The 17976-nt window shown below is 72.9% G+C and carries 19 protein-coding genes, 1 tRNA gene, 1 pseudogene and 1 riboswitch; of the genes and pseudogenes, 9 read left to right on the top strand and 12 right to left on the bottom strand.

All coding sequences use genetic code 11. From position 1 onward, the window contains the following. Window positions 1-18 precede the first annotated feature (18 nt). Both MTP10_RS30270 and MTP10_RS30275 read left to right on the top strand, forming a co-directional pair. Window positions 19-1182 (top strand): acyl-CoA dehydrogenase family protein, encoded by a 1164-nt coding sequence (locus MTP10_RS30270; RefSeq protein ID WP_310713402.1) that lies wholly within the window; start codon window positions 19-21, stop codon window positions 1180-1182. Beyond that, window positions 1179-2351 (top strand): acyl-CoA dehydrogenase family protein, encoded by a 1173-nt coding sequence (locus MTP10_RS30275; protein WP_310713404.1) that lies wholly within the window; start codon window positions 1179-1181, stop codon window positions 2349-2351. Before MTP10_RS30270 ends, MTP10_RS30275 begins: the two co-directional genes overlap by 4 nt. On the opposite strand, the gene MTP10_RS30280 is transcribed toward MTP10_RS30275, so the two are convergent. Then, window positions 2316-2912 carry a TetR/AcrR family transcriptional regulator gene (locus MTP10_RS30280; protein WP_310713406.1) on the bottom strand — a complete coding sequence of 199 codons (597 nt, stop codon included), beginning with the start codon at window positions 2910-2912 and terminating at the stop codon, window positions 2316-2318. The two genes, MTP10_RS30275 and MTP10_RS30280, sit on opposite strands and share 36 nt — an antisense overlap. A gap of 182 nt (window positions 2913-3094) precedes the next feature. Here MTP10_RS30280 and MTP10_RS30285 point away from each other — a divergent pair, with 182 nt between their 5' ends. Continuing rightward, window positions 3095-3859: a nuclease-related domain-containing protein gene (locus MTP10_RS30285; RefSeq protein WP_310713408.1), complete on the top strand. Its 765-nt coding sequence runs from the start codon at window positions 3095-3097 to the stop codon at window positions 3857-3859. A gap of 18 nt (window positions 3860-3877) precedes the next feature. On the opposite strand, the gene MTP10_RS30290 is transcribed toward MTP10_RS30285, so the two are convergent. From MTP10_RS30290 to MTP10_RS30310, 5 genes are all read right to left on the bottom strand, one after another. Further along, window positions 3878-4252: an STAS domain-containing protein gene (locus MTP10_RS30290; protein WP_310713410.1), complete on the bottom strand. Its 375-nt coding sequence runs from the start codon at window positions 4250-4252 to the stop codon at window positions 3878-3880. Next, window positions 4249-5427: a cobalamin B12-binding domain-containing protein gene (locus tag MTP10_RS30295; RefSeq protein ID WP_310713411.1), complete on the bottom strand. Its 1179-nt coding sequence runs from the start codon at window positions 5425-5427 to the stop codon at window positions 4249-4251. Before MTP10_RS30295 ends, MTP10_RS30290 begins: the two co-directional genes overlap by 4 nt. Beyond that, complete coding sequence (locus tag MTP10_RS30300) at window positions 5427-7028, bottom strand: PP2C family protein-serine/threonine phosphatase (protein WP_310713413.1); 1602 nt, start codon at window positions 7026-7028, stop codon at window positions 5427-5429. The genes MTP10_RS30295 and MTP10_RS30300 overlap by 1 nt, the downstream gene beginning before the upstream one ends. 161 nt (window positions 7029-7189) lie before the next feature. Continuing rightward, complete coding sequence (locus tag MTP10_RS30305) at window positions 7190-8551, bottom strand: VWA domain-containing protein (protein WP_310713414.1); 1362 nt, start codon at window positions 8549-8551, stop codon at window positions 7190-7192. Continuing rightward, window positions 8544-9383: a MoxR family ATPase gene (locus MTP10_RS30310; RefSeq protein WP_310713441.1), complete on the bottom strand. Its 840-nt coding sequence runs from the start codon at window positions 9381-9383 to the stop codon at window positions 8544-8546. The genes MTP10_RS30305 and MTP10_RS30310 overlap by 8 nt, the downstream gene beginning before the upstream one ends. A gap of 128 nt (window positions 9384-9511) precedes the next feature. On the opposite strand from MTP10_RS30310, the gene MTP10_RS30315 reads away from it, so the two are divergent. Further along, a tRNA-Lys gene (locus MTP10_RS30315) sits at window positions 9512-9585 on the top strand. Between the two features lie 50 nt (window positions 9586-9635). Here the strand turns inward: MTP10_RS30315 and MTP10_RS30320 are convergent. Beyond that, complete coding sequence (locus tag MTP10_RS30320) at window positions 9636-10049, bottom strand: hypothetical protein (RefSeq protein ID WP_310713415.1); 414 nt, start codon at window positions 10047-10049, stop codon at window positions 9636-9638. 56 nt (window positions 10050-10105) lie between these two features. Further along, complete coding sequence (locus tag MTP10_RS30325) at window positions 10106-11887, bottom strand: alpha/beta hydrolase (protein ID WP_310713418.1); 1782 nt, start codon at window positions 11885-11887, stop codon at window positions 10106-10108. 112 nt (window positions 11888-11999) lie between these two features. On the opposite strand from MTP10_RS30325, the gene MTP10_RS30330 reads away from it, so the two are divergent. Continuing rightward, on the top strand, window positions 12000-12377 hold the full coding sequence (locus MTP10_RS30330; RefSeq protein ID WP_310713419.1) for a VOC family protein: 378 nt from the start codon (window positions 12000-12002) through the stop codon (window positions 12375-12377). 46 nt (window positions 12378-12423) lie between these two features. On the opposite strand, the gene MTP10_RS30335 is transcribed toward MTP10_RS30330, so the two are convergent. Further along, window positions 12424-12816, bottom strand: a complete 393-nt coding sequence (locus tag MTP10_RS30335; RefSeq protein ID WP_310713421.1) for a DUF1232 domain-containing protein — start codon at window positions 12814-12816, stop codon at window positions 12424-12426. A 306-nt stretch (window positions 12817-13122) separates the two neighbouring features. On the opposite strand from MTP10_RS30335, the gene MTP10_RS30340 reads away from it, so the two are divergent. The 4 genes from MTP10_RS30340 (at window position 13123) to MTP10_RS30355 (ending at window position 16689) form a co-directional block, all read left to right on the top strand. Further along, window positions 13123-13983 carry an aldo/keto reductase gene (locus MTP10_RS30340; RefSeq protein ID WP_310713423.1) on the top strand — a complete coding sequence of 287 codons (861 nt, stop codon included), beginning with the start codon at window positions 13123-13125 and terminating at the stop codon, window positions 13981-13983. 73 nt (window positions 13984-14056) lie between these two features. Then, window positions 14057-14260 carry a DUF5302 domain-containing protein gene (locus MTP10_RS30345; protein WP_310713424.1) on the top strand — a complete coding sequence of 68 codons (204 nt, stop codon included), beginning with the start codon at window positions 14057-14059 and terminating at the stop codon, window positions 14258-14260. Between the two features lie 184 nt (window positions 14261-14444). Beyond that, window positions 14445-14581, top strand: a riboswitch (cyclic di-AMP (ydaO/yuaA leader). A 188-nt stretch (window positions 14582-14769) separates the two neighbouring features. Then, complete coding sequence (locus tag MTP10_RS30350; protein ID WP_310713426.1) at window positions 14770-15585, top strand: hypothetical protein; 816 nt, start codon at window positions 14770-14772, stop codon at window positions 15583-15585. 264 nt (window positions 15586-15849) lie between these two features. Beyond that, window positions 15850-16689, top strand: coding sequence for an alpha/beta hydrolase (locus tag MTP10_RS30355; protein ID WP_310713444.1), 840 nt, complete (start codon window positions 15850-15852; stop codon window positions 16687-16689). Window positions 16690-16708: 19 nt separating this feature from the next. Here MTP10_RS30355 and MTP10_RS30360 read toward each other — a convergent pair whose 3' ends face one another. The 3 genes and pseudogenes from MTP10_RS30360 to MTP10_RS30370 all read right to left on the bottom strand — a co-directional run. Further along, on the bottom strand, window positions 16709-17080 hold the full coding sequence (locus MTP10_RS30360) for a hypothetical protein (protein WP_310713428.1): 372 nt from the start codon (window positions 17078-17080) through the stop codon (window positions 16709-16711). Between the two features lie 39 nt (window positions 17081-17119). Then, window positions 17120-17494, bottom strand: a complete 375-nt coding sequence (locus MTP10_RS30365; RefSeq protein ID WP_310713430.1) for a roadblock/LC7 domain-containing protein — start codon at window positions 17492-17494, stop codon at window positions 17120-17122. Window positions 17495-17547: 53 nt separating this feature from the next. Further along, window positions 17548-17976: pseudogene (locus MTP10_RS30370) on the bottom strand (hypothetical protein); the annotation flags it as partial.

The following is a 17976-nucleotide window of genomic DNA, read 5'->3' on the forward strand; positions in this document are numbered from 1 at the left end:
CCGATCGGAGGACCCCGAGTGGACGAAGCGCGGCTCAGGGAGCTGGTGGCGGACTTCCTCGCCCGCCACGACCCCGGAGGCGACCGGCTGGAGTTCCTGCGTGCCAGGTTCGACGCCGGGCTGGCCTGGGTGTGGTATCCGGAGGGGCTCGGCGGCCTCGGGCTCTCACCCGAGCTGCAACGGGTCGTGGAGGAGGGGCTCGCCGGCACGCCGCAGATCGACACCGGCGTCCAGGGCATCGGCCTCGGCATGGCGGCGCCCACGATCCTGACGTTCGGCACCGAGGAGCAGCGGCGGCGGTTCCTGCGCCCGCTGTGGACCGGGGAGGAGATCTGGTGCCAGCTCTTCAGCGAGCCCGGCGCCGGGTCCGACCTCGCCACGCTCGCCACCCGGGCCGTCCGCGACGGCGACGAGTGGATCGTGGACGGGCAGAAGGTGTGGACGTCCGGCGCCCACCACGCCCGGTGGGCGATCCTCGTCGCCCGCACCGACCCGGGCGTGCCCAAGCACCGCGGCCTGACGTACTTCGTCTGCGACATGCACGCCCCCGGCGTCGAGGTCCGGCCGCTGCGGCAGATCACCGGCGAGGCGGAGTTCAACGAGGTCTTCCTGACCGGTGTGCGGCTCCCCGACGACCTGCGGCTCGGCCAGGTCGGCGACGGCTGGCGCGTCGCGCAGACCACGCTCATGAACGAGCGCGTCGCCATCGGCGGCGCGCGCGTGCGGCGCGGCGGCGGCATGCTCGCGCCGGTGCTGGAGACCTGGAGCGAGCACCCCGAGCTGCGCACCCACGACCTGCACCAGCGGCTGCTCGCCCTGTGGGTGGAGGCCGAGGTCACCCGCCTGTCGGGCGCGCGGCTGCGCGAGCAGCTCGCCGCCGGCCAGCCCGGCCCCGAGGGGTCGGGCATGAAACTGTCGTTCGCCAGGCTCAACCAGGCGCTGTCGGGCCTCGACGTGGAGCTCCGCCGCGACCTCGGCTACGACGACTGGGCCTTCCGCCGCTCCGACACCGTCGACTTCTACGGCCGCGGCGCCGGCTACCGCTACCTGCGCGCCAAGGGCAACTCCATCGAGGGCGGCACCTCGGAGATCCTCCGGAACATCATCGCCGAGCGCGTCCTCGGCCTGCCCGCCGAACCCCGCGTCGACAAGGACGTCCCCTGGAAGGACCTGCCGCGATGACCCTGCTGTACTCGGAGGTCGAGGAGGAGCTGCGGGCCGCCGTCCGCGCCGTGCTCGCGGACCGCTGCCCGCCCGCCGCCGTCCTGGCGCGCGTCGAGTCCGAGCCGTACGACCCGGGCCTGTGGAAGACCCTCGCCGGCGAGATCGGCGTTGCGGGGCTGCTGGTCCCGGAGGCGCACGGGGGAGCCGGGGCCACGGCGAGCGAGGCGGCCGTGGTGCTGGAGGAGCTGGGCCGCGGGGTGGCGCCGGTGCCGTTCTTCACCAGCTCGGTCCTGGCCACGTATGCGCTGGTCCGCGCCACGGGGACGGGCGCCGGTGAGACGGCCGCCGGTGAGACGGGCGCGGGCGTCGGGCTGCTGCGGGGACTCGCGGAGGGCCGGATGACGGCCGCCCTGGCGGTCCCGTTCGCCGCCTCGCCGTACCGGCCCTGGCACGGCTCCCCGGTGAGCTCCGGAGAGCCCGGAGGCGGCGGCGGCGAGGCGCTGCTGTCGGGGAGCGTGCGGAGCGTGGCGGGGGCCGACGTGGCCGACGTCCTGCTCGTCCCGGTCCCCGGGGCCTCGGCGGGCGGCTCGGCGACCCTCTACGCCGTCGAACGCGACGCCGCGGCCGTCCAGGCGGTGCCGTCGCTGGACCTGACGCGCCCGGTGGCGACCGTGACCCTCGACGGCGCGCCCGGCACGCGGCTCGGCGTGGTGGACCTGGCCGAGGTGCTGCGGTTCGGCGCGGGGCTGCTGGCCTCGGAGCAGCTCGGCGTGGCCGAGTGGTGCCTGGAGACCACGCTCGCGTACGTCAAGGAGCGCCGTCAGTTCGCCCGGCCGGTGGGGTCGTTCCAGGCGGTCAAGCACCGGCTGGCGGACCTGTGGCTCGATGTGGTCAGGGCCAGGGCCGCCGCCCGAGGCGCCGTGTCGGCTTCTGGGGAGGGAGCGCCGGGCGGGGCCGGGCTCGACCCGGTGGCCGTCGCCGTGGCCCAGGCGTGGAACGGCGGCGTGGCCGTGCACGCGGCCGAGGAGGCTCTCCAGCTCCACGGCGGGATCGGGATGACCTGGGAGCATCCCGTGCATCTCTTCCTCAAGCGCGCCAAGGCCGGAGAGATCGCTCTCGGCACCCCCGGCGACCACCGGGAGGCGCTGGCCTCACTCGCCGGTGTGCCCGGCCCCGGCGCGGAGTGAGGTGAGCAGCAGGTCGGCGAAGTGCCTTCCCACCTGGGCGCCCGTCAGCGGCCCGTCCGCGTGGTACCAGGTGCCCAGGTGGTGGACCGAGCCGAAGAAGTAGTCGACGACCAGGTCGGCCGGGACGTGGTCGCTGAAGGTGCCCTCGCGCTGCCCCTCGGCCACGAGATCGCGGAATCGCTCGTGGTAGCGTCGGCGCTCGGCCCGCACGCTCTTCTGCGTCTCGGGCGCCAGCAGGTGCATCGACCGGAAGAAGATCTTGGAGTCGTCGAGGTTGGCGGTGGTGGTCTCGACGACGTCGGCCGCGGCGGCGTGCAGCCGCTCGGCGACCGTGCCGGAGCCGTCGGCGATCAGGGTGAGCCTGTCCATCTGCATGCGCAGCACGCGAGCGTAGATCTCGTGCAGCAGGTCATCCTTGGAGCTGAAATAGTGGTACATGGCGCCCTTGGTGACGCCCGCCGCCAGCACGATCTCCTGCACCGAGGTGCCCTCGAAGCCTCTCGCGGCGAACAACCGCGTCGCCGCGCTCAGCAGCCGGCCGCGTACCGGTTCTTCCTTCACGTGTCCCCCTTGGTCACCTCCGACAGGATACCGACTGGTCGGTTGAGCGGTCTTCCCGGTGCTATTTCCGTCACCTTAGGGTGCCCTTGCTTGGAGTGGGGTATTACTTGACTTGGCGAGGGATCTTCGGCGTGGCAGATCCCGTTTGGTTCGGTTCGATCTCATCATTCGGGGAGTTTGCCGTGCCCGGTGGCTCTATCTACGTGCAGCAGGACGCGAAGTACGCCGGCTCGTCGCCGCAGTGGTACTACGAGAAGTTCTGGCGTGAGGCGGCCAAGGGCCGCCAGCGGTCCCGGATGGTCAAGGCGGCGGTCGGCTTCGTGGCCGGCATCGGGCTCGCCATCCGCTTCGGTCTCGACCTCGTTCCCCTGTACGGTCTCGCGCTCGCCGGCGTCGTCGCCGTCGCCGACTGGTGGCTCGCCTGGAGCTCGTTCCGGGCCACGGCGGTCTGGCGGGGCCAGCGGCGCGGCGAGGCCATCACCGGCCGCCTGCTGCGGCGCTCGCTCCGCAGGCGCGGCTACAAGGTCCTCGACGGCCGCGCCATCCGCGGCCAGGCGTCCATCGACCACCTCGTGATCGGCCCTGGCGGGCTGTGGATCGTGGACAACGAGTCGTGGAGCCCCGACACGGAGATCGCCGCGTACGGCGGCAGGCTCTTCTTCGGCGAGAAGTACGGCACCAACGTCGCCAGACCGCTGGCCGAGACCGCCCGCGCGTTCGCCGAGGTGCTGACGCGCGAGACCGGCGTGCCGGTGACGATCACGGTCATGCTGGCCGCGCACTCCGGCTCGCTGCCGCGCGGCGGCAGCGTCACGGCGGAGGGCATCACGCTGCTCAAGCCCCGCCTGGTGGCCCGCCGCATCAAGGCGTCGCGGGAGGTCGTGCTGGACGACGACCAGATCGAGCTGCTGACCCGCACGGCGGCCCGCGAGCTCCAGCGCTCCTGACCCGACCCCGGAGCCAGGTCAGACGCGGTCGTCGAGGTGGTCGTCGTGGCGTGGGGCGCTCTCGCCGGTGAGGTGGGCGAGGGTGCCGGTCATGTCCAGCAGCCGCTCCAGTGCGGGGCCACGGTCGTCCAGGAACAGCAGCGCGCCCGCCTCGCCCGCCCGGCGGCGGGCCACCAGCAGCGCGGACAGGCCGCTGGAGTCGCACAGCCGCAGCCCGGCGCAGCCGATCCGCAGCTCGCGCGGCGCGCCGGGCCCGGTCAGTGCGGCGGTGACGGCTTCGAGGAACTCCTGCGCGGTGGTGTGGTCGAGATCACCGTGCAGGCAGATGCGGAGGATGTGCGGTGCGGGCGTCTCCTGGGTGAGTTCCAGCGGCTCGGGAACGAAGCCGGTCACGCGCTGCCTCCAGGAGCGTCGACGGCGGGCGAGGGCACAGCGGTGACGTCCACCGCGGGACCGGCCTCGGCGGGGACGCCGGCGGTACGCAGCGCCTCGCGCCCGTACGCGAGAAGGCCCGTCGTCCGGGGGAAGTCGGTGAGCCGCGCGGCGAGCAGGTCCAGCGCGGGCAGCAGCGTGCGCGCGGGGACGCCCCGCGCCGTGAGGATCTCCGCCGTCCACGTCAGGAAGGCGCCGAACAGACCTGGATCGTCCAGGTAGAGGGCAGTCGCCAGGAAGTCCACGACGTGCGCCACGTCCTCGGCGGTGTGGCGGAGCTGCTGGGGGGTGTAGGAGGCCATCGCGGGGACGCGCTCGCGCAGCCCGTCCATGACGTGCCTGACCAGCCGCGGGGCGGACTGGGTGACCAGCGTGTACTCCTGGTCGTCCAGGTGCGGCAGGTCGTCGACGGCCTGGCGGCTCGGGGCGGGGCGGGGCGGGGGGGCGTCCGCCAGCCGGTCAGCGGCCGAGCGGGCGTCGGGGGCCCAGGCGTCCGCGCCGGGCAGGCGGGCGTAGCGGCCGTCGGGGCCGAACGCGGCGCCACCGGCCAGCACCGGAGTGCCGGTCGCCTGGCAGGCCGTGATGGCGGCGTGCGCGGCCGGCAGCCGCGTGGCGATCGAGCTGGAGAGCGCCACGACGTCCGGGCCGGTGCGGGGCAGGTGCGCGATCAGGTGCTGCGTGGGCACCTGCGCGCCCAGGTAGTCCACCGTCCAGCCGCGCAGGCGCAGCACCTCGGCGAGGATCCGCGCGGGGAAGGCGTGCCACTCCCCGTCGATGCACGCCACCGTGACACGACCCCCCGCCCGCGCGGCTCCGGCGGCGGACTCGCGCGCCTGCCGGCTCGTACGGGCGGCATCGCGGGCGGCGGGGTGGTGGGCCAGGGCGGCCAGTACGCGCTCGTTGACCGCCGTGATCGTGTGCTCCTGCGCGACCGTGATCAGGTTGGCCGCCCACTCGCGGCCCACCCGCGCCTGCACCGGCGCCACGACGTCCATCAGCAGGCTCTCCATGTCGACGCCGTCGTCGAGGGCGGCCAGCACCACGTCCACCGCCGCGTACTCGTCACCGGCCGCCGCGGCCTCCCACAGCAGCCCCGCCCGGTCAGTCTCAGGGCCGTGCGGAGCGTTGCCCGCCATCACCGCTCCGCGCCCCGGCCCGCGCGGGGTGCGGTGATGGCGATCACCGCCACGTCGTCGTGGTCGCCGCCGCCCGCCCACTGCGCGGCCAGCATCTGGACGCGCTCGGTGACCGCCTCGGGCGGCATCCCGGCGCACTGCTCCAGCTCCTCGCGCAGCCGCTGCTCGCCGAACAGCTCGTCGCCCAGCGGGCCGCCGCGCGCCTCGGTCACGCCGTCGGTGTACAGCAGGCAGGTGTCGCCCGGCTCCAGCACCACGGACTCGGTGGTGCTGGTGATCCGCTCCAGCATGCCGATCAGGGTGCCCCGGGTGCGGGACTCCTCCACCCGGCCGTCGGCCCGCAGGATCAGGGGAGGCTCGTGGCCCGCGCTGGTCAGCCGTACCGTCACCCTGGGGCCGTCCCGCCGTACGGACGCCAGCACCAGCGTGACGAACCTGCTGCGGTCACCCCGCAGCAGCACGTCGTTGAGCAGCCCGAGCAGCCGGCGGTGATCGTCGGCCATGGGCAGCAGCGCGTGCAGCGTGGTACGGATCCGGCCGGTGAGCACAGCCGCCTCCAGGCCCTTGCCGCACACGTCGCCCAGCACCACCAGCGACTCCCCGCCCGGCTCCGTGGCGGGGTGCAGGTCGAAGAAGTCGCCGCCGACCAGCTCGGTCGCGCCCGCGGGCCGGTAGCGGGCCGACAGCTCCACCCCGTCCAGGTGGCTGGTCGAAGGCGGCAGGAGCTCGCGCATCAGGGTCTCGGTGATGGCCGTCTGCTCGGCGTACAGGCGCGCGGCGGACATGGCGGCACCGGCCCGAGCGGCGAACAGCCGCGCGAACACCTCCTCGCCCTCCGAGAAGCCCCCCTGGCCGGAGCGCCGCAGCAGCACGAGCGCGCCCGCCGGAACCCCGTGGCCGGGCAGGGCCGTGACGACCATGGACCCCGGCTCGCCCAGCTCGCCGCGGGCCATCCAGCCGGGGACGGAGGCGGGGTCGATCCAGCGCGACGGCGTCGGCGGGAACCCCCGCAGCGCCTCGGTCAGCCCCGGTACCTGCATCGGGTCCACGGACAGGCTCTCGCGGACCACGCGGCCGTCCGGCCCGCAGTAGGCCACCGAATGCCTGTGCCCGGACTTCGGCAGGATGACCAGGGCGGCGTCGGCCAGGTGCCGGGCGGCCAGGCGAGCCGTGACCTCCATGCAGCGGCCGAGGTTCAAGGAGGAGAGCAGCTCGTTGGACGCCTCGGCGAGGAAGGCGGTCCGCCGGCGCTCGATCCGCAGCGCCTCGGACACCCGGTGGTGGTCGGTGGCGTCCACCAGCCACCACACCACGGACGAGCCGTCGCCGGGCGACGGGTGCGCCTCGAACATCCGATCACCCACCGGCCCGCGTACGGCGCCCTCGGACGCGGCGCGCGGCTCCGAGAGGGGCGGCGGTGGCACGGGGGAGGACCGGCCGGTCAGGGTGTCGTGGGCCCGGGACAGCCAGGCGGGGACGGCGTCGGCCAGCGGCACCCCCGGGGCGGCCGCGGGCAGCAGAGCCCGGGCCGCGTCGTTGACGAGCCCTATGACGCCGTCACCGCCGATCAGCAGCACCGGATACGGCGCGTCCTGCCACACGGTTCCGGCCCGGCTGTGTTCCGCTTCGCTCGTTGCACCCGTCAAAATCGCGAGCCCCAGGCGGGCCCTGCCTCCTCGATGTCATATCGCCCTTTACGGACTTTCCGCCCACTGTAGCCCACGTTCCCTCGTTTCTACTGGACGGTAACGTGGCCTGAGGGTCAGTCGAGGCTCTCGATGAACGCTGTGAGCTGGGAGACGTTGCGGCACTCGTACATGGGCACGACCCCCGCGTACGCGCTCGCGACGGAGTCGCCGGTGTCCCACTGCGCCTTCGGCTCGGGGTTCAGCCAGTAGGCGTGGCGGGCCCGGCCGGCCAGGGCCCTGAGGGTGTCCAGGGCGGGCGGCTGGTAGTTGGAGCGGGCGTCGCCGAGGATCAGCAGCGACGTCCTCGGCCCCACGGCGTCGCCGTGGCGCTCGGCGAAGCGCTCCAGCGCGTAACCGTAGTTGGTACGGCCGAACCGCACCATGTCGGCCTCGTCCGCCAGCCTGGTCATGGCGTCGACCACGTCCGTCCCGGGCCGGAAGAACCGGGTGATCTCGTCCACCGTGTCCACGAACCCGAACGCCCGTACCTTGGCGAACTGCTCTCTCAGCGCGTACGTGAGCAGCAGCGTGAAATGCGCGAACGACGAGACCGAGTCGCTGGCGTCGCACAGTACGACCAGCTCGGGCCGGTGCGGGCGGGGCGGCCGGAACGACGGCGTCAGCGGCACGCCTCCGCTCTGCAGGGACGCGCGCACGGTCCGGCGGAAGTCGAGCCGGCCCCGCCTGCCCCGCCGCCGGCGGATCGCCAGCCGGGTCGCCAGCCGCCTGGCCAGCGGATACACCTCGCGACGCAGCCGGGCCAGGTCCTCCCTGGTCGCCCGCAGGAAGTCGACCTGGTCGAGCGGCGGGCGCACGGCCGAGCGGGCGATGCGCTCCACGCCCGAGTCCTCGGCGATGCGGCGGCGCACGTCGGCGGCCACCGCCTCCTCGAAGCGCCGGACCCCGGCCGTCACCTGCTGCCGGACCGTCCGCTCCGCCAGGCCGCCGCGCTCGCGTCCCGCGAGGACCTCACGGAGGATCCCGGCCATCAGCGTCTCGGGCGACAGGGCCCGCATGACACTGTAGGAGAACCAGTTCTGGCGACCCGGCCCGGCCTGCTGCCGCCCGAACCGCTCCACCATGGCCCGGGCGAACTCCCGCATCTCCGCGTCGCCGCCCCCGGTCACCAGCCCGGCCAGCCGCTCCCGCAACTCGGCGACCGACGCCTCCTCCAGCTCCCTCCGGCGACGTTCGTCCGGTCCTCCCGACATGACGGGCGGGAACCACAGGTCGAACAGCACGTCGAACCCCGGCCGATGCGCGGGCCGCTTGACCAGCGTCGCCGCGTAGGCGGCGCGCAGCGACTCGCGCTCGGCCAGGTCGATCACCCGCAGGGCCCGTACCGCGTCCAGCCCCTCGGCCACGGACACGGGCAGTCCCGCCTCCCGCAGGGCCCGCACGAACCCGACATGCCTGCCGACCAGCGACTCACCCACCGGACAGGCCCAGTTCCTTCAACACCCGCCGGTGGTCGGAGGCGTGCTTGAGCACCACGCCCAGCGTCCCGGCGACGGTCGCCTCGTCCAGCTCCTCGCGTCCCAGGGCCAGCAGCGTGTTGGCCCAGTCGACGGTCTCCGCCACGGACGGCGCCTTCTTCAGCTCCAGCCCCCGCAGCGTCGCCACCGTACGGGCGAGCTGCTCCGCAAGGTCGGCCCGGATCGTCGGAACCTGCGCGAGCACGATGTCCCGCTCCCGCTCGGGCGTCGGGTAGCCGATGTACAGGTACAGGCAGCGGCGCTTGAGCGCCTCGGACAGCTCCCGGGTGGCGTTGGAGGTCAGCACCACGAACGGCCTGCGGACCGCCGAGATGGTGCCCAGCTCGGGGATCGTCACCTGGAAGTCCGACAGCAGCTCCAGCAGCAGCCCCTCGACCTCCACATCCGCCTTGTCGGTCTCGTCCACCAGCAGCACGGTCGGCACGCCGGCCCGGATGGCCTTCAGCAGCGGCCGTTGGAGCAGGAACTCCTCGCCGAAGATGTCCTCGTCGGTGCTGGTGGCCTGGATGCGGAGCAGCTGCTTCTTGTAGTTCCACTCGTACAGGGCCCGCGCCTCGTCCAGCCCTTCGTAACACTGGAGCCGTATCAGCTCGGACCCGCTCGCCCGCGCCACGGCCTTGGCCAGCTGCGTCTTGCCCACCCCGGCGGGCCCCTCGACCAGCAACGGCCTGCCGAGCGCGGCGGCCAGGAAGACGGAGGTGGAGATGGCGTCGTCGGAGAGGTATCCCGCGGCGGCGAGCCGCTCACCGACCTCGGCGGGGGAGTCGAACATGAAGGCTCCTGTCGTCACAGCCGAACCTTATTCTAGTCTGCCCGGCTCCGGCGGTCCCGCCCCATCTGATGCCGGGCTCCGACCGATTCGACCAGGATGCCGAGTGCCGGTATATTCCTCTCAGCAACGCGCCGCTAGCTCAGTTGGTTAGAGCAGCTGACTCTTAATCAGCGGGTCCGGGGTTCGAGTCCCTGGCGGCGCACCGCAACAAGACCCCAGGGCGCTCCGGCGACCTGGGGTCTTTGTGTTGGGTCAGGGGGACGGGGTCCCGTCCGGCCAGACGCAGGGAGAGCTGGCAGCCAGGTAGAGCTCGCCCTCCTTGGTCAGGGTTAGCGCGAGTATGAAGCCATCGGATGGCGACATGGCGTTGACGCCAATAGCGCCCGGCTTGCCAGAAGCGGTGATGCGGTGGCCTTGGGCCTGCCAATGAGCGCTGATCTGCTGTGAGAGGGCAATCTGTTCCCCCTTGGGGACGTCACGCAACCAGTAGGCCCGGCCGACGACCACCTTCCCTTGAGGCTGATCGCCGCTGAGGCAGGTGTGCGGCGGCACCGAGCTCTCGATCAGCTCCAGTCGTGGAGGAGGACTGACGGCTCCTGCCGTATCACGGACGAGTTGCTCGACGCGGGCGACGGCCTCGGATTGGCTCAGAGCGGGGTGGTTCACGGCGCATCCCGATAGCGAGAGTGTCAGCAAGGTGAGAGCGAAGCGAAGCACATGGATCACCTGTCCGATGGGTGGCCCAGTTCGGGCAACAGCAGTTGTGGCTGCGGATTCAGCGGTGCGGGGTACACGAGATCGTCGTATTGGCCGTTGATGATCCGCCCCATGTTCTGCAACGAAACGGAATATGGCTGCCAGTAGCTGCTGTGCGCCGAGGTGAAGACCTCTCTGCCCACGGGGAGACGTTGAGCACCGAAAGAGGCGTCACCTGGGTCTGCGCCGAAGCGACCGAGCGCGGCGACTGGGTCATTGCCGGCCTCTCCTACCCAGACGTGCTCCGCTTCGAGGCCGAGTTGCCGGACATGATCCACTCCAACTCCAGGGCTGCCGATGAGGATGACGTCATCGGCGAACCGCCCCGGGCGCAGAACGGCGGCGCGACCGGTCGTCAATGACCCGTAACTGTGACCCACAACAACCGTCCGAGCCCTGTTGGACGGTGTGTGGGCAGCGTGAAGCCCGTCGAGGAAGGAGGCGAGTTTCTTGCCGCCCTCGGCGGCGGCCGAAGAAAAGGCGACGGATCGGACTGGATCGATCAACCCTGGATCGAGCTGTGGGGCGTCATAGCCGAGCCACGTGATAGAGGCAACGGTGCTGCTGCCGCTGTTATAAGAGGCCTGCTGCCACAACGCCCGGGACCGTTCCAGATCCCCCCGTGCGGCGTCCAGTCCCGACGTGAGCCCCGACACAGACGTGACCGTGATGTCCGCCGTGTCCGGATCGCCCCAGGAGACGACGAGCCGCCCCTGACCCGTCACGTCGAACGCCAGCAGCAGCGGCGCCGGATGTCCCGCCACCGGGTGGAGCTGAGACTCGATGAGGTCGATGCGCCGCAGCCGGGCGGCGATGCGTTCCCAGCCGCCCAGCAGGCCCGGGTCCGCGAGCCGGCCGAGGTCGGCCGTGGCCGTCTCCAGCTCCCGCTCCAGCCGGGTCCGCTCCTCGGCCAGCCCGCGGCGGTTGGCCCGGTCCCGGACCGTCGCCGGCAGGCCGTTCAGCAGCCCGGACCACCGGAGCGTCACCAGGCGTTCCCGTGCCTCGGGCGGCAGCGTGTGCCACCACGCGGCGACCCGCGCCGCCAGGCCCGCGTCGGTCCCGTTCTCCTGGACGGTCAGCAGCCGCGTCACCGCGTGCTCCTCGCCCGCCGCGATGCGCGCCAGCAGGCGCTCCGCGCCGCCCGGGTCGGGGGCGTGGCCGCCGAACAGCCCGTACGCCGCCAGCCCCGCCGGCAGCGTCGGGCCGGGCACTGTCTGGCGGATCAGGTTGAGGCGGCGCCGCAGGTCGTCGCCGTGGGCGGCGGCCCAGGTGGCGATGCGGCGGAGTTCGTGGCCGGGCTCGGCGGGCAGGCCGGGGGCGGACAGCTCGGCGGCGAGGCGCGCCCCGGCGACCGGCAGCGTCTGTGCGGCGTGGCCCAAGGACGCCACCAGGGCGGTCATGGCGACCTGCTCGATGCCCTGGAAGCGGCCCGGGGCGGGGGCCAGAGCCGCGACGGACGTGGTCAGCGCGGGAACGGTCGGTGCCGGTCCGCCGTGCCGTACGACGAGGAGGGCGAGCGCGTGCAGCGCGTCCGCGAGCGAGGACTGGAGGCGGGCCCGGTGGCGGGCCAGGTCCGCCGCGAAGGCGGGGGCGCCGCCGCCGACCCAGGCGTGGGCGTGCGCGAGCCGGGCCGCCGGGTCGAGGCCGGCGTGATGGCCCGCCGCGAGTGCCGCCGCCCGCCCGTACGCGGCCAGTGCCGCCGCCGCCCGCTCGTACGCCGCGAGCGCCGCCGCGCTGTGATCCGCCATGACGCGGCCAAGAATGCCAGGGCAGCCCGTGGGCCTTCAGGCGTTCGGCGACTCCTCCGGGTATCGGGGTATGCGGCATGAATCTCCGGTGGGGCGGGGTAGTGAAGTGTTCATGGCTTGTCGGATCAGTGAGTTGGTGCTGGATTGTCGCGACCCCGAGCGGCTGGCGGCGTTCTGGTGTGAAGTGCTTGGGTTCGTGGTGATAAACCGGGATGAGGGGAGCGTGGAGATCGGGCCGGGGGAGACCGGGTTCGGGGGGCTGCAGCCGACCCTCGTGTTCAATCCGTCCGACGATCCGAGGCCCGGGAAGCTCCCGCTGCACATCGACGTGAACCCGACCGATCGCGACCAGGCCGCCGAGCTGGAGAGGCTGCTCGCGGCGGGGGCCCGGCCGGCGGACGTGGGGCAGACCGGCGAGGAGTCGTGGCACGTGCTGGCCGACCCGGAGGGCAACGAGTTCTGCCTCCTCCGCATGAGGCTGGACGACTGAGCTCGCTGCCGCTCGCCGGTGCGCGCGAGTGGGCGGCGGTTGGTGGTCAGCTGCGGTCGCCGAGCAGGCGGAGGAGCAGCCGGGGCTCGCCCGGCCAGGCGTCCAGCAGCACCTCGCGGGGCACCTGCCGGGCGGCGTACCGCAGGGCCAGGGCGACCACCACGATGTCGTCCAGCGGCCCGATGACCGGCAGGAACTCCGGGATCAGGTCGATCGGGCTGGCCACCCACACACCCGCGATCACGATCGCGATCTTCGCCCGGCGCGGCACCGCGGGGTTGCTCCGGAGCCTGCGGACGGCGGTCAGGCAGTCGGGGATGAACGCGGCGAGGTCCCGCGCGAGCCCGGGCGGCAAGCGGCGCGCCAGCAGGACGAGCACACCCCACGTGGCCGCCACGCACACGACGGTGACCGCCAGCCCGATCAACCAGCCACGCACGACGTTCCGCCCTCTTTCGAGCCGTGGCGATCACCGCCCGGCCTCCGCACGACCTCACATCACTGTACGGCGACTCCCCGGCACGCCCGCCCCCGTCCGCACACCCGACGGGTCCACGTGCCCGCCCGCGACCGTCCGCCACCGGGCCCACGTGCCCGCCCGACGACCGTCCGCCACCGCGTCCACGTGCCCGCCTCGTGCGTGGCACCCGCGCCCCGGGCGCCGGACCACAAGCGTCACCCCCGGCTGGCGAAACCGGTAGGGTCGCCTTCCTCTTTCGGTCGCCCCAGGGGGAGGATGGTCCGCATGAACACGCGACCACTCGGACAAACCGCCGTCAGCTCCATCGGTCTCGGCGCGATGCCCATGTCGGTGGCCGGGCACATGCCCGACGAGGCCCAGTCGATCCGGACGATCCACGCGGCGCTCGACGCCGGCGTGACGCTGATCGACACGGCCGACGCCTACACGCCCGCGTCCGACGAGGTGGGTCACAACGAGCGGCTGGTCGCCAAGGCGCTCGCGAGCTGGGGCGGTGACGGCGACGCGGTGCTGGTGGCGACCAAGGGCGGTCACACGCGGCCCCCGGACGGCGGCTGGGCCGTGGACGGACGACCGTCGTACCTGGTCGAGGCGTGCGAGCGGTCCCTGAAGGCCCTGGGCGTGGAGGCGATCGGCCTCTACCAGCACCACCGGCCCGACCCGGCCGTGCCGTACGAGGAGACGATCGGCGCGCTGCGCGACCTGCTCGACGCCGGCAAGATCCGGATGGCGGGCATCTCCAACGCGAACCCGCGCCAGATCAGGATCGCCTACGACATCCTCGGCGGCCGGCTGGCGAGTGTGCAGAACCAGTACTCGCCCGCGTTCCGCTCCAGCGAGCCCGAGGTGGACCTGTGCGAGGAGCTGGGCGTGGCGTTCCTGCCGTGGTCGCCGCTGGGCGGGATCAGCGCGGCGGGGCGGCTCGGCGGCGCGCACGAGGGGTTCGCCAGGGTGGCCGAGCAGCGCGGGGTGTCTCCGCAGCGGGTCTGCCTGGCCTGGGAGCTGGCGCGCAGCCCGGTCGTGGTCCCGATCCCGGGGGCGAGCCGGCCGGAGAGCATCCTCGACTCGGTGGCGGCGGCGGACCTGGTCCTGACCTCCGAGGAGCTCGCCGCTCTCGGCGGCTGAGGAGGCCCGCCGGTTTCGCGCGGCGGGTTCGGGCGTGCGAAGCTTTGAATGTCCCCAACACCAGGAGGTCCTCATGACGGAAACACCGGAGCCGGAAGCCAGCGAAGCAACTCCCGAGGACGAGTTGAAGCGCAAGTTCCGTGAGGCGCTGGAGCGCAAGCGTGCCCGGCAGGCCGACTCGGGCGCTGGTGGCAGGGGCGGCGACGCTTCCAAGATTCACGGCGCTCACGGACCGGCCGCCAGCAAGCGTTCCTTCCGGCGCAAGAGCGGAGGCTGAGGCGTCCGGAGCACGGGCTGAGACCTGGTTTCCTGGAGGGGTACGGCATGCCGTACCCCTCTTTTTCTTTGCCTGAAAGGTAGATCTTCGCCCGATTTATGGGCTTACCTTTGCTTTTGTCCGGTTTGCTGGCTAGAGTCAAGCGCATTCCGGTCAGTGACCTAGCCCTTCGAGAGGAAGCGGCGGCTGACCGGCGCCGAATCCCGCACCGCGCGGGAACCGGGGACCCACTTCTGGGGTGAATCCGGCCGCACCTGGCCGGTAGGGCATCTCCACGTCCGAACCCGTCAGCTAACCCGGTAGGCGAGATGGAGAGGACAAGACTTCATGCGCTACCGCGTACCCCCGGACGGGGCAGTGTCACCAGCCGCCTCCTGAGCGGCACCCGTTCCCCCTGACCTTCTCTCGCGCTCTCGCGTAGCGCCCGTTCGGCGTTCTGCCCGGCTACGCGTCCCCATCTCTTCGGAGCGCGCCCCTCTGTACCCCCACGTAAAGGACTTTTTCAACACATGTCCGAACGACTTGGCATGCGTTCCTTCAGCCTCTTCACGGCGGCCGTACTCGGCGCGCTCACCATCGGCGCCGGCACCACGGCCGCGCACGCCGACACCGACGAAGGCCGGCAGGTTCTCCTCAAGGGCTCGACCACCGCCTCCTACTTCTGGGACGACTCCTCCGGCCGCGCCGGTGACACCGGCCTGCCGGCCAGCGGCAAGCCCATGCAGAAGGGTCTGGCAGCCAGCCCCAGCTGGCCGCTCATGACCGAGGGCTACGTCATGTACAAGGGCAAGAAGGCCCCCTTCTTCGTCGGGGACCGCGGCCCGGGCGTGCCCTCCAGCAGCGGCGTCATGCTCGACCTCGACGCCAAGACCTTCGCCCAGCTCACCGGCGGCCGCTTCAACTCCAGCACGCTCGGTGTGGACGGTGTCGGCGGCCAGGGCCACATCAAGGTGAGCTACGTCATCACCAAGTGGGGCAACGGCGCGGGCAAGAAGAACCACCCGGTCGCCTTCTCCACCGGTGCCTGGCGTCGCGTCGACCACAACCCGGCCAAGCCGCCGGTGCTGGCCGAGGACAAGTCCACCACTCCGGAGGAGTCCGGCGCCGGATCCGCGGGCAAGGGCACCTCCGTCTCGTCCCGTGACAAGGACGACGCAGGCGTGGTGAACGCCTCCGAGACCACCACCCGCACCGAGGCCCGCGACGCCGCCTCCGGCGACGAGGGTCTGAGCACCTCGGCCAGCCTCGCCCTGGTGGGCGTGGCCGCGGTCGGCGGCGGCCTGTACCTCGGCCGCGACCGCCTGCGCAAGCTCGTCCAGCGCTGACCGCCCGGCCCGCATGCCGCCCCCTCAGGCGGCACACGGGCCGGCACCCGACCATCGGCCGGGTCCGGACGCCACCCCGTCCGGTCCGGCCTCCCCCGGGGGCCTGCCTGCCTCTCCATCCAGGCCCCCACCTCGCCACCCCGTTCCGGAACCGCCGCCGCCCCGGCGGTTCCGGGACGGGGTGCGCGCATTTCCGCGCACACGGGTCCCCGCGTGGGGGCTTTACCGGCCCGCGATCCGAATGTCATTCTGTTTCTCGTGACCATGCGAGCGAAGGCCAACGGCATCGAGATCGCCTACGACAGCTTCGGCACGGCCGGGGGCCGTCCCCTCCTCCTCGTCATGGGCCTCGGCGCCCAGCTCATCCACTGGGACGACGACCTGTGCCACCTCCTCGCCGAGCAGGGGCACCACGTCGTCCGCTTCGACAACCGCGACGCGGGCCTGTCGACGCACCTGCACGACCTCGGCCAGCCCGTGCTCGGGGGCCCGGCGCCGTACCTGCTGGACGACATGGCCGACGACGTCGCCGGGCTGATGGACGCGCTCGGCTGGAGCGCCGCCCACGTGGTGGGCGCCTCGATGGGCGGCATGATCGCCCAGACGCTGGCCATCCGGCATCCCGGCCGGGTGCTCACGCTCACCTCCATCATGTCCACGCCCGGCTCGCGGGTCGCCCCTCCCACGCCGGCGGCGAGCGCGGTGCTGCTGGCCACGCCGCCCGCCGGGCGCGAGGAGGTGGTCGCGCGGGCCCAGGACGCCTGGGAGGTGATCGGCTCACCCGGCTTCGAGCCGGACCGCGCGCGCATCGCGGACGTGGCCGCCCGCGCGTTCGACCGCTGCTTCGACCCGCCGGGCACCGCACGCCAGCTCGCGGCCATCATGGCCTCCGGCGACCGCACCGAACGGCTGCGCCGGCTCGACGTGCCGGCGCTCGTGGTCCACGGCGAAGCCGACCAGCTCGTCCCCCTCGCGGGCGGCCGGGCCACCGCCGAGGCCATCCCCGGCGCCAGGCTGCTGACCTTCCCCGGCATGGGCCACGACCTGCCGCGTCCGCTCTGGCCGGACCTCGTCGCCGCGATCGCCAAGCTGACCGCCGGATGACCCCGCCGGCGCCGCCCGGCTAGACGTCCAACTTCTCCTCGATGGAGCGGAGCTGGTGCCTGGCCATCGCCAGGTTGGCCCGGGCCCGGTCCAGGGCCAGGTAGAGGAACAGGCCCTTGCCGCCGCGCCCGCTGATGGGCCGGATGATGTGGTACTGCGAGCCGAGCGTGATCAGGATGTCCTCGATCGTGTCCTTGAGCCCGAGCGAGTCCATCGTGCGGAGCTTGGCCTTGACCACCTCGGTGTTGCCGGCGCCCGCGACCTGGAGGTCAAGCTCCTTGGAGCCGCCGAGCGAGCCCAGCGTCATGCCGCTGCCGTGGTCGACGACCGCCGCCCCGATGGAGCCGTCGATCGTCATCATCTCCTTGAGAGAGACGTCCATGCTGGCCATGTCATTTCTCCGTTCTCTGCTGATTTCTCTGGTGGTCGGTCATCGCGTCCGTGCCGCGATGGCGGCCAGGGCGGCCGCGGTCCTGCGGCCCTCCAGCCGGAGCAGCCCGAGGTTCGTGCCGGGCTGGGCCAGGACTGTGAGGACGATGGTGGGGCCCGCGGCGTAGAACGCGGCGAACCCGGCCGTGCCCGAGATGAGCGTCTCCTCCAGGTCGCCCCTCCCGGAGATCGCGAGCATGCGCCTGCTCATGGCGAGCAGGGCGGCGGTGAGCGCGGCCGTCCGCTCGCCGTTGTCCACGGCGGGGTCGCAGGCGACGGCCAGTCCGTCGACCGTGCAGGCGACGCTGCCGCTGACGTCCGGGGTGCGCTCCCGCAGGAGCACCATCTCCTTGAGCACCTCGTCGTGCAGCTCCACCGGTGGCCTCCTTCTGAACGAGGGCAGTCTCACGACGGTGAGTGGGGGGAACCTCATACCAGCTCCTCCAGCGCCTTCTTCAGCCGCATGAGCAGGGCCAGATCCCTCGGGTCCGCCGTCACGGCGGGGCCGAGGGGGCGGGGCGCGTGCGGCTGCGCGCCGGCCGCGTCGGGGAGGAGAGGCGGCGGACCGGCCGGCGCCGCGAGCGGCATGCCGGGCGGCCCGCTGGAGCCGCCGGGGAACGGGGCGGCGGGAGGGCCGGCCGGATCCGGCGGCTGAGGCGGCGCATCCGCCGGATCCGGGGTCTGGGGGGAGGGGCGGGAGCGCCGGCCGCCGCGTGGCCGCCTGGGCAACGGGGCGTCGTGCTCCCCGCCCGTCGCGGGCTCCGGATGCCCGGGCTCCGACGGCGACCGCGGGTGCGCGGGCGCCTGCGGAGACGTGGGCCGGCGCCCGTACGGCCCACGTCTCCGCAGGCGCCCGCG

This window comes from Nonomuraea sp. 3-1Str (genome assembly GCF_031570565.1).
In the GTDB taxonomy this organism is placed as follows: Bacteria; Actinomycetota; Actinomycetes; order Streptosporangiales; family Streptosporangiaceae; genus Nonomuraea.